This is a genomic window from Aerococcus sp. 150760013-2 (assembly GCF_053627715.1).
Genome location: NZ_JBSEYI010000005.1, coordinates 117,322 through 131,336, shown reverse-complemented (window position 1 = coordinate 131,336; position 14,015 = coordinate 117,322). Strand labels below are relative to the sequence as shown.

The window sequence follows — 14,015 nt, the reverse complement described above, 5'->3', positions numbered from 1 at the left end:
TTAAAAAAGATGACCCCGACAGCTTATCGGGATCATCTTTTGTGGGTAGCGTAACTCTCTTTTTTTATTTGTTCAGTTTAACGGTAGGGTTTCAATCAACCAACGCACATTTTTTTAGTTTTGTAATATTCTATTATAGATATCGATGTAGTCTTGATGAATATCATCCCATTGGAATTTTTTAGACTCTTTTAAGGCACTTGCGGAAATCTCTTGGTAGTATTTTTTGATATAGTCAACTGCCTCCTTAAAGGCATTTACATCAAAACGGTCTACAGAGACACCAACCTTTTTGTTAGGGAAGAAACCATCAAAACCTTCACCACTAGTATAAATGACTGGTAAGGCTTGGCTCATGGCTTCAACATAGACTAAGCCAAATGTTTCAGGTGAAGACAGCAGGGCAAAGATATCTGCCGTTCGGTAAAAAGCAATTAATTGATTTTTATCCATTGGCTCGTGGTAATTCACGTATTGTTTTTTAATTAATTCATCAAAAATACCCTGGTCCCAATTAGGACCGATAATATGTAATTCAGCTGGCGCTACATCCTGGTTATAGGTAGCAACATAATCTGCTAAAGTAAGTAAGTTTTTAGCCTTTTGAACTTTTGCGGTGGCAACAATTTTTAAAGGCTCATTTAAAGTCCCTTGGCGATTTTCAAAGGCATGTTCATGCCAGAATTGATCGATACCGTTTGGCAAGACCAAAGTTTTTGCTAGTAATTCTTTTTTGAGCTTTTTGGGAATATATTTTTCAAAGGTATTCTCAAAATTATTTTGTGAGATAAAGATAATTTGACTGGCATTTTTCAAAATATTTAAACCAATAGGTCTTAACCAAAATGCTTTTTTAAAGAAATCAGCTACTTCATTGCTTCGAACAGCTACGACATAGGGGGTGCCATATTCTTTATGAATTTGGTAGGCCATATATCCGTTGGTAAATAGGGAATGTGCATGAATTAAGTCGTATTCGCCAGTTTTATAGCGTTTTTTTAAATCTCGATAGATTTTATTTTGCTTATAGAAATAGAAAAATCGCTCGATTTGGTTGAAGACACGGACAGTTTGAGCATATGACGCTTTAGAAGCAATCCGTTCTTCTGGAAATTGATTTGAGATAGGGACGTATACATCAATATCATGTCCGTCAGCTACTTGACGATCAAATAGTTGCTGAAACAAGGGTGATGTTGAATAGTAAGAACAAGTATGTAAGATTTTCATGGGTAAAACTCCTCAATTTATGCTATATCTAGTATACCAAAAGGTTATTTAATTTTTTTTTAAATATTGGTCAAGTATAGGTATGATATAATTTATTTCAGAGTATTAATGACAAGTGTTACAATGAAAGTATATAAAAATTAAATATATGCATACGCAGGAGGATACTTGAATGAAAATTACTGTAGTGGGGGCAGGGTATGTAGGGTTGGCAAATGCCATCTTACTAGCACAAAACAATGAGGTAGTAGCGTTAGAAGTGAACCCAACAATTGTAGACATGTTAAATAATAAACAAGCACACATCGCGGATAAAGAAATTGAACAATTCTTAGCAACAAAACCTTTAAACTTACGAGCAACTTCTGATAAAGAGGATGCTTATAAAGATGCTGATTTTGTGATAGTCGCAACTCCAACTAACTATGATGAAACAACAAATTCATTTGATACATCAACAGTTGAAGGTGTAATTGACGATGTCTTATTACAAGATACTAAAGCGCCAATTATTATTAAATCTACAATTCCAGTTGGCTTTACCCAAGAAATGCGTCAAGCTAAAGGTACAGACCGTATTCTATTCTCACCAGAGTTCTTACGTGAAGGACAAGCCTTATACGATAACTTAAACCCTTCTCGTATTATTGTTGGTGACCACACTGATCAAGCAAAACAATTTGCTAACTTATTAGCTGAAGGTGCTGAAAAAGAAGATATCGATATCTTGTTTATGGAACCAACTGAAGCTGAAGCCGTAAAATTGTTTGCAAATACATACTTAGCGATGCGTGTAGCCTTCTTCAATGAGTTAGATACATATGCACAAATGAAAGGTTTAAATAGCCAATCTATTATTGATGGTATTTCATTAGACCCACGTATTGGTACACACTACAACAACCCTTCATTTGGGTATGGTGGATACTGCTTACCAAAAGATACGAAACAATTGCGTGCGAACTTTGAAGGTGTACCAAATAACATTATTTCAGCTATCGTTGAAGCAAATAAAACACGTAAGCACTTTATTGCGGATGCAGTTGCTGAAAGATCACCTGAAACAGTTGGTATTTTCCGTCTAACAATGAAATCATCATCTGACAACTTCCGTGAATCAGCTGTTCTAGACATCATGCGTCAGCTTGAAGCAAAGGGTCTAGAAGTCATTATCTATGAACCAACTTGGAAAGAAGGAACATACGATAATTATCAAGTAGTTGCTGACTTAGCTGACTTTAAAGATAAGGCGGACGTTATTATTACAAATAGAATGACTGATGAATTAGCTGATGTGCCGAACAAAGTATTTACACGGGACGTTTACCACAACAACTAATTTTTAAATGGATAGATTAAACAATGTATCTAGAGTTTTCTAGATACATTATTTTTTATCCGTTTATACTTTTTAAATGTATAGTATAATAGTTAAGATTCTGAAAATGAGCGTTAATAGAACTCAGAGAGGAGTATCAGATGCAAGAAGCGAAAAATAAAAAACAATTACGCATTTTACATGTGATGAGTGGCTTTGGTGGAGGCATCTCCTCGTTTATTCTAAATAAAGCCAAGCAAATGCCTAAGTATAATGTGACCTTTGATGTGGCCACCTATGATGAATGTAGCGAAGAATTTGAGCAAGCGATTCAAGCGACTGGCGGTCGGATTTTCCGTCTGGTTAATCCAAAAAAATATGGATTCAAAGCCTTTAAATCTTCTTTTTCAAAACCATTTGAACAGGAGGCCTATGATTTAGTTCACTGTCATATTGAAGGCTATCGTGCAATTCCCTATTACCGTATAGCAAAAAAATATGGCGTAATAAGATTTTATATTCATGCTCATAAGGTAGATGAATACAAGATTAAAAATAAGAAAGATCAATTCGTTTTTGGATTAAATCAAAAGCTAAATACTCATTTATCAACACATATTGTAGGGTGTGGGCGTTTAGCCATAAAATCAGTTTTCGGTGCCAACACAAATTTGGAAAATGCCATGGTTATTCCAAATTCAATTGATCTCAAAGAATATGTAAAGTCAAAAGAGAGCTATGATGAGCACAGAAAAGCTGGGCGCGAACGCTATAATCTAGCTGATGATACAGTAGCGATCGGTCATGTTGGTCGTTTAACCCCCGTGAAAAATCATGAAAAAACATTTGAAATTGCTAAAGCCGTAAAGAAAGGTAATATCAATGCTAAGATACTTATAATTGGATCAGGGGATACGGAAGCTGATTTAAAAACTAAAGCTGAGGAATTAGGCATCCTAGACACAGTTATTTTTACTGGTAGAATAAATCCTATCTCTGAGTTCTATCCAGCATTAGACGTGGTATTGTTACCGTCATTCACTGAAGGATTACCAACGACTGTTGTAGAGGTACAAGGAGCTGGTGTGCCAACAGTTATGTCGAATACGATCACTACTGAAGTAGATTTAGCTTTAGGAATGGTCGCAACTTGTAAATTAGATGATAGTGGTCAAACGTGGCTTAATTCTTTACAACAGATGGCAAATACAACAATTCCACCATTAGAAAATCGATTAGACGCTTTAGAGAATAATCACTTTTCTAATGAAGCTTCAGCAAAACTTTATGTGGACTTCTTTGTAGGGAGAATTAATGACTTTCAACTTTAAAATTCATTATCGTGCTTTAAATAGTAAGGAGGCGCTTAAACCTTGCTAGTATATCTTATTATTTTGGTATCTAGTGTTTTCCTTGGATCCAATTTAATTGCAGTTACTTTACCAGTAGGTCAGATTTCAATTTATCGTATTTTCTCCCTATTAGTGATACCGATGGTCATCTTTTTCTTAGTTAAAGATAGAAAATCCTTTAAAATCCACCGTAATTCCTATGCTACCGGAATGGTAGCTGTTTATCTACTTTGGTGGGTGTGGGCCTTATGCTCGGTCCTTTGGGCGATGAGCCTAGGGTCTTGGCTTCAAGCGATGGTCTTATTGACTTTAGGGTTATCCAGTATCATTGGTATCTTTTTATGGACTAAAGATTATGTCCAATGGCGGACTTTAATCAAAGCAGTATGGGTCATGATGACCTTTTTAAGTATTTGGGGATTATTTGAAATCACTACAAATATTTATTTACTTGCCGATCTGGGTAAATTAGACAAATATTCGACCTTCGTGACGCAACCGTGGACGAGGATACCAATCACTTATCTTGCCAACCAAAATGACTATGCAACAATATTATTAGCGACATTACCAATTAACTTAATTCTCATGAATACAACGAAGAGTAGTTTGAAGAAATTATTAACGCTTTTATGTATGCTTTTATCAACGTTTTTAATTTTCCAATCTGGCTCACGGATGAGTTTACTAATGGCACTGGCCTTTTACGGTATATATGTCTTGTTAGGCGTTCGTTGGGATTTCACAAGAAAGCAAGTGTTAACTACCGGAAGTATTGTCTTAACACTAGCTATACTCGCTTTTACTTTCGTACCACCAATTAGAGGGATGGTTACTGACTTAATTTATATTTTACCTAGACCAGTAATTTCTGGAGATGTGGGTAGGATGAATATGTGGCGAAACGGATTAATGTACTTAGGTAAGACTTTCGGTCTTGGTGTAGGTGCTGGTAATATAGGAGTATGGATGGAGATATTTGGACCATTACCAACCAATAATATCTTTAATATTCACAATTGGTGGTTAGAAATACTTGTGGGCTATGGTGCCTTCATATTTATCGCCTATGTCTTAGGATACGCCTTAATGATATATCGTCTATTCAATTTGAAAAAATTTGTCAATAGAATGCACCAGAAGATTATGAATGCATTCATTTCATTTTTACTTGTTTTTATTGGTGCAAGTATTACAAGTGCTAATAATATGTTAATTGAATGGCATTGGGTATTCTTCGGATTAATTATTGCCTACATTGGTATTATGGAAGCACAAGTTTTTGGAAAGAAATAGAGGGTAGAATAAATGAGTTTATTAACAATAATTGCTGAACTATGGCGATTTTTCATCAATAACATCATCAAAATTATAATCGGCGCAATCATTGTCATGGGATTGACCTTAGGCGCTCGGATGCTTTTAACCAATTACATTGAAAACACTGCAATTGGTGAAGCTACTTCTGAAACCTCTGCGAATGCAGAATTAACACCAGAAGAAATCGAAGCATCATATAACTATTTAGCGACGGTATATGAACAAGAGCCAGCAGAATTCTCTTTTGTGGGCATCAATCGAGAAGGGTTAATTTTAGGTAATTCATTTATTTTAGATGAATTCTTATCTCGTCCAGATATTGTGGCTGAATTAGAAGAAATTTCTGGGGTCGATATTACCGCTACGCTAGAAGCACAAGAAAATGTTGGGCTGGAAAAATCACGCGATTTTCGTGGTGGTTTAGCAGCCGTTCGAAATACTTCTACGGATGAAATCACTATGCGTGTTTTAGTTGGTCAAACTGCAGAAGAAAACTTAGCTGTTGCAGAAGCTATCTATCAATATATTGTTGATGGCAAAGTACCAATTTATGAAAATTACGACATTACTTTCTTATCTACACCAGATATAGGTGAAGATTTAATTGTTGAAGAGAATATTATGATTCCAACGCCTGAGACATTATCAGGACTTCAACCACAAGAAACTGGTGGCTCATTAGTGATCTATGCTGTTTTAGGTGGCGTTCTAGGTGTGATTTTATCGACAGCCGTATTATTTATCTTACATTTCTTCAGTAATAAAATTACCTACGCTTATGATTACACTTGGGATTTTGACGACTACCAATGGTTGGTAGATAGCAAAAAAGTTAATACAGAAAACTTAAATAACTGGTTAATGATTCCAGCTGATAAAAGTAGAATCGCCTTAGCGCAAACGACAGATAACGAAATCATCCAAGCTTTCTCAAATGCACAATTACCTGTGAGCAACCAGTTAAATGTTGAAGATCAAGCACCTGAAGAAGTGATTATCTTTATTGAATCAGGTACTACTGATAAAGATTGGTATCAAAATCAATTTGAATTGAGTAAGTTGTATGAATCAAGAGTGAAGATTATTCACTTGAAATAGGAGGCAAAGCAGATGACTTTCCAATCCAATTTAATCTCAATAGTAACACCGGTCTATAACGCTGAACGATTCATTTGTGAAACGATTAAAGGTGTTCAATCCCAAGAGTATGCTAATTGGGAGATGTTACTAGTGAATGATCAATCGACAGATAACAGCCTGGAAATTATCGAACAGTTTGCAGCAGAAGATAGCCGAATTAAAGTGTTTAATTTAGCTGAAAATAGTGGTGCCGCTGTAGCTCGAAATACTGGTATTGAAGCGGCCCAAGGTCAATATATTGCCTTCGTCGATTCAGATGATGTGTGGGATGAGGATAAATTAATCAGACAAATCACTTTCATGAAAAAAGGTGACATCGCCTTTTCTTACACGGATTTCCGCCTTGTTGATGAAACAGGTCAAGTGCTGAAAGAAAAAGCTAATGTACCCATTTCCCTAGACTATACTGGTTTATTGAAAAATACGGCTATTGCTTGTTCAACAGTGATGATTGATCGAAATATCATTGGTGATTTCCGGATGCCTCTTGTTCGAAAAGGACAAGATACGGCAACTTGGTTGCAGATCATGCGGGAAACGGGCATTTCAGCCTTTGGTATTACTCAACCTTTAAATTCTTATCGACAAGTTGCAGGGTCAATTTCAAGTGATAGAGTAGGTGCCTTAAAACGTACTTGGAATACCTATTACAATTTAGAAAAATTACCACTACCAAAAGCAAGTTATTATTTCGCTTCCTATGTTGTCAATGCGATTTTAAGAAGATTATAATGATGAATGTAAGTGGCCTATCCACTTACATTATCTGGTCTCGTAGCTCAGGGGATAGAGCACTCGTTTCCTAAACGAGGTGTCGGAAGTTCAAATCTTCTCGGGACCGTTAACAAAATTAAAGCAAAAATATTGTGAGGATAAAAATGAAGACTTTAAAGAACATTTTAAACGTTGCAATGTCTAATATTGTTGGTTTTGGGACCAGCTTTATCGTTGGTTTCATCTTGCCGGGGATTTTGACTGTCGCGCAATATGGGTCTTATAGGCAATATACATTGTACCTGAGTTTTACTTACCTTTTTCATTTGGGATTTGCAGATGGGATTTATATTAAGTATGGTGGTAAGGAATTAAATGAGTTAGACCAAAATGTTATCAGAGATGAACATAATTTTGCGAATTTTTTCCAGTTCATCATTTTCATAGTAATGTTCCTAATATCTCTGATTACAAAAGATCCGGTACTGATTCTATTTTCTATCGTTACTTTCTTTTCTAATGTGACAACGTATCAATCAAATTTTTTACAAGCAGTTGGTCAATTTAAAACATTTACCGTAGCATCAATGTTCCGGTCAGTATCTTATATCGCACTGTTGTTAATCGGAATTTTTATTTTTAAATCGGAAGACTACGTATTCTATATCATATTGAACGTATTGTCTTATGTATTGATGTACATTTACTATGAGTTTCGTTTTATTAATAAATTGGGACTAAATCCCAAATTTACTGTAAAAGATAAATTTGAAATTTTTAGAGTCGGATTTTTAATCTTGTTAGCAAATATGTCGTTAACTTTTGTTGGGAATATTGGTTCGTGGATTGCTAACTGGGGATTTCCAATTGAAGAATTCGCACAATATTCATTCCAAAACTCAGTGTTAAACGTTATTATTCTAATCGTTAACGCTGTGGCTCTAGTTTTTTATAATTTAATATCAAAGACTGATTCACCTCGAGTTGCTAATGTTATCAAACAATTGACACTGTTACTTGGTATTTTTGGTGGATTAGGATTCTTTGTATTTAAGTGGATTATTGAGTATTTCTTACCAAACTACGTTGCTTCAATCGAGTTATTATCCATTACCTTTGTATCGATTCCATATATTATGATTTCAAAAATCGTTGTGGCCAATCTATACAAGGCTAAACGAAGTGAACGAAAATATATCCGCGACTCAATTTTATATGCGGTATTGGCCTTTGCTTTTGTAGCCATCGTATTCTTTATCACTAAATCATTATCTGGTATCGCATGGGCGACTACCTTATGTTACTTCTTATGGTATCTGTATGCTTCAAGACGCGAGTTTACAGCCATGAAAGGTGATTTGAATGAATGGTTATTGATTATTAGTCACGTTCTCGTATTCTACTTTACTGCGAATACACTAAATACTTATCTCGGATTCTTTGTTTACGCTGCTTTCTTAGTCATTATCTTGGTGATGAAGCGAGTAGAATTACAAGACATTTTCCAACAAATATTGAATATGGAAGAATAATTTTGAGTTGTTTTAAGAAATAAAAGAATTAGAGTATCTAATTCTTTTATTTTGATAAACTCATTTTTTGGGGAGGGAAAAACTTTATGAAGCGGCATAAAACAAATATATTCTTACTTTCATTATGTATTATTATTTCGTTAATTGGTCATAGTTTTTTTATTAAAAATAGTATACTAAATAATCAATTGATGGCAACAACAGGTGACCAATTTAATCAAATGATTATTTTTAAAGATTATTTATACAAACAATTTTCAAAAGGAAATTTCTTTTACGATTTTCAATATATGGGAGGAGAAAATTTTTTTACTTCTTTAAGTTATTATTATTCTACTTCATTATCTTTTTATCTTTCTAGTTTAATAACTTTTATACTGGAAAAATTGGGATTAATTACAGATATTAATCTCGTATTTTGGGGAAAAATGATCTTAATCGTCAGTATATTTAGAACTTCAATTATCATCTTTATCACGACAAAATTATTAAGATATTTAAATGTAAATCCAAAAATTGCTGTCTTTTCATCTTTATTCTATGCACTTTCTCCAATATATTTTCACCAAACTAGTTTATGGGAAATATTTGGAGATGGATTCATATGGGCGCCTCTGCTAATTCTAGGTGTTGAAAAAATAATACGTGAGCGGAAAGGTCACATTTTTGCAATGGCTATTGGATTAGCATTATTTAATAATGGATACCTAGCATATATAAATTTGTTAATGACTGTGATATATATTATTTTACGTTTTTTCATTCATCTGACCTCTGATGAAAATGATATTATAAAACAAGTAAAAGATTATATTATTTATGGTATTTTAGGTTTTCTATTAGGACTTCCCGGATTCATACCATTTGTTATTGGGTTCTTTAAAACAAACCGGACTGTTGGAAACTTTGATGCACCCTTATTCCATTTTGATCCCAAAATTCATAATTTTGTTTTTACAGATGAATATCAAGTAGTCCCAATTTTATTCGTACTTTTGATCACCTTTTTTCCAATATATAGAAATAAAAATGTTAGGTTTTTTGTACTGCTTACATTATTTGGCATACTAGCAAGGTATAGTCCAGCTGTTGGAAGTATTATGAATGGCTTCTCATATCCTGAGGAGAGATGGTTATTTTTAGTACCATTATTTATGTCTATTTCTTTGGGAATGTCTTTGAATACAATTATGGACGGTTTAAATAAGAAAGAAGCCTTCTTTGGATTTCTTATATCTATTCTTACAACGTTTTGTATTTACAGCAATTCATCCAAGGTCCCATTAACAGAGAAACAATCATTATTAGTAGAATATTGGCCAATGTTTATAGTAATTACAAGTTTTCTATTGGTAATATTATTTATAAATAATAAAAATTTATTACCAGTGCTTTTACTACTAAGTGGAGTTAATATTATCCTATTATTTGATCAAAATAGACAGCTCTATTATGATTATCGATTATATGAAGTTGATGAATTAAAAATAGAAAATACCTATCAAAATGATTATTTAAAAATAACTGAAATAATCAATGATTTAGAAAACCAAGGCCTGAATGATGGTAAAATTGATTTTACTGAACTGCCACTAAACTTAGCATTAGCAAAAAATGTTTCCAGCTATAATATTTATTCCAGCTTTTTGAATGGATCGGCTCAGAATTTTATTAGTGAATTAAAAATTCTAGATCAAGCTGAACATCTGAATAGAATTAATAGCTTTGGTGGAAGACAGGTTATATACAGCTTATTGAATTTAGATACAGTTATAGCTCAAGACAATAACCTAAGAATTCCTTATGGTTTCAGTAAAAAGAAATACACTGAGGATTACGGTGAAACCAATATATATGTGAATAATATGGATTTACCTTTTATTCATCCAGTTAGATTTTTATATAGTGAGGGTGCCGTATATAATAAGAACTTGGATGAATTAATGGTGAATGGTGCAATTGTAGAAGATAAGTATGCTAAAAATGATGGCGACAATCGGTATATAATTGATGAAATTAATTATGATTTAGATATAAAGAATGGTAAATTTGAAGATAACGAATTACTAGGAGAAGATAGTAGTAATGATATTATAGTATCTTTATCTTTTGAAGAATCTGGTTATGATCAAATAGTAGTAGATTACTCATTAATTCCAGTGAATAAGAAAAGAGCAAATAAATATAATATCAACGGTAATGATATAGAGCTTTTTGGCTTCGATAAAATATACTCAGAACGTCGACCTGATAAAATAGCATTAATCGAAAATGGCGAAGAAGCTGTGTTTACTTTTCGATCTGATACTGATTATAAATTTGATATTAAAAGGGTATATGGAATTAATTATGATGAATTAATAGAATATAAAAAAAATGTTGAGACGCAAGATTATAATTTGAATGTCAGTGATGGTCAAGTAAAGATTGAATTTCAGAATTCAGATAACTATCCTTTTATGGTGCTACCGATATTCAATGAACTAGGCTGGAATTTGTATATAAACGGAGAAAAATCTAGTATTGTAAATACTAATTATGGCTTGATAGGTTTTGAGATACCGGAAGGAAACGTTTTAATTGAGTTACAATTTAAACAGCCATTCCTTAATTTATCAATTATTTTGAGCCTTTTGTCGGTGATACTTTTAATTTATTTACAAATAAATTATTCAAAAGAAAACAATAAATTTCATATAGATTTCTAATCTTGATTAGAAGTCTTTACAATGGAATCTTTAACTTTATAATAAATTGGAGAGAATAAATGAAATTAATAACAAAAAGAACTATTATTGAAGAAATTTTCGTCCTTTTATTATTATTAGGTGCATCTATATTGATGCATCTTTTCTTTATTGATAACCAAATCAATAGGGGTTTAATTATGGCAGGACCCAATGATCAAACACAACAAATGTTAATTTTTAAAGATTTCTTATATAAAGAATTTACCAACGGCAATTTTTTTTATAGTTTTGGTTATAGTGGGGGATCAAACTTTTTTACAAAGTTAAGTTACTATTACACGACCTCAATTTTCTATTATTTATCCGTATGTGTAACGTGGATATTAAACAAATTTCACCTGATTGGTACACCAGATATTTTATATTGGGGAGAGATTTCCTTAATTATTTCGATTATAAAATCTAGCTTAATTGCCTATTTGACGACTATATTGATTTCAAAATTTAAAGTACGTAGACCTGTGTCCATATTTGCGGCAACATTTTATGCGTTCGCACCAATTTATTTTCGACATGCTGTTTTGTGGGAGTTCTTTACTGATGCTATGTTATGGCTACCGATTATTCTACTTGGGGTTGAACTAATCTTTGAAGGAAAAGGAGGATGGATTTTTTCTTTTGGTGTAGCTTTAACTTTATTTAATAATGGTTACTTTGCCTTTGCAAATTTATTATTAAGTGGGTTCTATATTCTTATACGGTTGTTCATACAATTAAACGAGAACGAATTAAGTTGGAAAAAAAAATTAAAACAAATTATAGTATTTGGTTTAATTGGTTTAGGTATTTCAGCGGTTGGATTTATTCCATTCATAAAAGGATTTATTGATAATAGCCGAAATAGTATAGTAGTAACAGCACCATTATGGGGTAGTGATGCTATTAAATTAGAAAATATACTTGTTTTAGATTCAATTCAAGTGATCTCATTTGTATATTTATTTATATTATTGAATTTAAAGAATTATCAAACTAAAATTTTTCGTTTTTTTTCTATCTTTACAACCGTTTTAATTTTAATGCGATATAGTCCCAAAGTTGCTAGTATATTTAATGGTTTTAGCACGCCACAATATAGATGGCATTTTATTACTTATCTATTTATTGCTATTACAATTGGCATTGGCATAGAACAAATATTGAAAAATAAATCTCTAAAATCAAGTCTATTTGCTGTAGGACTAACGTTATTGATTTATTATGGGACTTTAAAACCATTGGATGTTAATCACGGTATTAATAAAAAAAATTTCATGATATTTTTAGGCCTCGCCGTGCTTTTCTATTTACTTATCAGTTATACTAAACAACCTAGAATACAACATGCTGCACTGATGGCGTTATTTCTTTTAACAGTACCATTCATTAACCAATTTAATACGCGGTTATTTGAACAGTATAGTCTGAAAACTGTTTCAAAAGACTATCTATATGATACTTTCGAAAATCCAAATACGGAGATAACTCAAGCTATTCATTATATCGAGAGCGATGCTAATGACTTTTATCGCATAGAGTACGTGGGTATGTCTAATTTAGGCATTGCATATAACCAAAGTACCTTTAATAATTATTCGAGCTTTCAAAATAAATATGAACGAGATTTCATAGATTTTTTTGGTTTAACTAATATTAAGGATAGCAGTGTTTCTATTGATGGATTGGGTGCTAGACAGATAACAAATAGTTTATTTCAAATTGATTACGTTATCGCTAAAGAAGATGAACAATATATTGTACCTGCTGGATATGAGAAAATTAAAAGTTTCGGTGAATTATCGGTTTATAAAAATAAATATCCTTTTGCTTTTATACATCCAGTAAAAAATCAATATCAAATAACTAATAATACAACCCTTGACTTCAAGGATTTACAATTAATTGATGGCGTATATACTACTTCTAGTAAAAATAAGATGCTATCCGCACACCCAGAAAATGACCTAAATTATAGTATAGAAAAGAATAATTTATATCGCGATAATTATATTTCAAAATCGGATGAAGGTATCAAATTAGTTGCTAACATCGATGCAGGTCAATCATATGATGAGCTTATAATTGATTATACGTTAAAAGCTGATACAGATTATTATACTGGTAACTATAACTATTCAATTAATGGCATGGAACTTCAAATGAAGTCACCAAATGATAAATATGCTCTGCAACAATTCCATCACCAAGTATCTATCCCATTTAATGACCAAATTTTATTTGATTTTGCTGGTGGTAGTGGCTATGATTTTGAAATCAATCATATTTATGGACTATCATATGATCAATTGGAAGCAAGAAGTAATGAAGATAAGAAATTAGATTATGATTTGGAACTAACACAAAATAAACTAGAGATTAACTTTGATAATAGTGATGGTTATACCTATTTAGTATTACCAATATTCTATGAAGACGGTTGGCAATTAGAGATCAATAATGAAAAAATGGCAATAGAAAATGTTAACAATGGTATGATAGGATTTAAAATACCAAAAGGTCAATTAAATATCAAAATGAAGTTTGTACAACCATATTTATATAGTTCAATAGTTGTGAGTCTAGTGTCTCTATTGATCTTAATTTTGCTAGATGGCAAAAAATCCAGTAAGTTGTTTAAAATTACTAGTCAAAAGGACAATAAAAAGGAGGAATGAGAGAA

9 protein-coding genes and 1 tRNA gene are annotated in these 14,015 nt (G+C 32.4%); 9 read left to right on the top strand and 1 reads right to left on the bottom strand.

Features of this window, described 5'->3' with window-relative positions:
* Nucleotides 1-114: 114 nt before the first annotated feature.
* Entirely contained in the window at nt 115-1,230 is a 1,116-nt protein-coding gene (locus ACUW85_RS04045; protein WP_182023278.1) for a glycosyltransferase family 4 protein, read from the bottom strand.
* Between the two features lie 172 nt (nt 1,231-1,402).
* Between ACUW85_RS04045 and ACUW85_RS04040 the strand changes: the two genes are divergently transcribed.
* The 9 genes from ACUW85_RS04040 to ACUW85_RS04000 all read left to right on the top strand — a co-directional run bounded on the left by ACUW85_RS04040 (nt 1,403) and on the right by ACUW85_RS04000 (nt 14,010).
* Nucleotides 1,403-2,569, top strand: a complete 1,167-nt coding sequence (locus ACUW85_RS04040; RefSeq protein ID WP_182023277.1) for a nucleotide sugar dehydrogenase — start codon at nt 1,403-1,405, stop codon at nt 2,567-2,569.
* A gap of 140 nt (nt 2,570-2,709) precedes the next feature.
* On the top strand, nt 2,710-3,879 hold the full coding sequence (locus ACUW85_RS04035; RefSeq protein ID WP_182023276.1) for a glycosyltransferase: 1,170 nt from the start codon (nt 2,710-2,712) through the stop codon (nt 3,877-3,879).
* A 42-nt stretch (nt 3,880-3,921) separates the two neighbouring features.
* The gene (locus ACUW85_RS04030) at nt 3,922-5,196 is read left to right on the top strand and encodes an O-antigen ligase family protein (RefSeq protein WP_182023275.1); all 1,275 of its coding nucleotides are present in this window, start codon (nt 3,922-3,924) and stop codon (nt 5,194-5,196) included.
* 12 nt (nt 5,197-5,208) lie between these two features.
* Nucleotides 5,209-6,318, top strand: coding sequence for a hypothetical protein (locus tag ACUW85_RS04025; protein ID WP_182023274.1), 1,110 nt, complete (start codon nt 5,209-5,211; stop codon nt 6,316-6,318).
* A 12-nt stretch (nt 6,319-6,330) separates the two neighbouring features.
* Nucleotides 6,331-7,092, top strand: a complete 762-nt coding sequence (locus tag ACUW85_RS04020; RefSeq protein WP_182023273.1) for a glycosyltransferase family 2 protein — start codon at nt 6,331-6,333, stop codon at nt 7,090-7,092.
* 36 nt (nt 7,093-7,128) lie between these two features.
* A tRNA-Arg gene (locus ACUW85_RS04015) sits at nt 7,129-7,201 on the top strand.
* A 37-nt stretch (nt 7,202-7,238) separates the two neighbouring features.
* Nucleotides 7,239-8,606, top strand: a complete 1,368-nt coding sequence (locus tag ACUW85_RS04010) for an oligosaccharide flippase family protein (RefSeq protein WP_182023272.1) — start codon at nt 7,239-7,241, stop codon at nt 8,604-8,606.
* Between the two features lie 86 nt (nt 8,607-8,692).
* Nucleotides 8,693-11,314 carry a YfhO family protein gene (locus tag ACUW85_RS04005; RefSeq protein ID WP_182023271.1) on the top strand — a complete coding sequence of 874 codons (2,622 nt, stop codon included), beginning with the start codon at nt 8,693-8,695 and terminating at the stop codon, nt 11,312-11,314.
* Nucleotides 11,315-11,373: 59 nt separating this feature from the next.
* Entirely contained in the window at nt 11,374-14,010 is a 2,637-nt protein-coding gene (locus tag ACUW85_RS04000; protein WP_182023270.1) for a YfhO family protein, read from the top strand.
* Nucleotides 14,011-14,015: the final 5 nt, after the last annotated feature.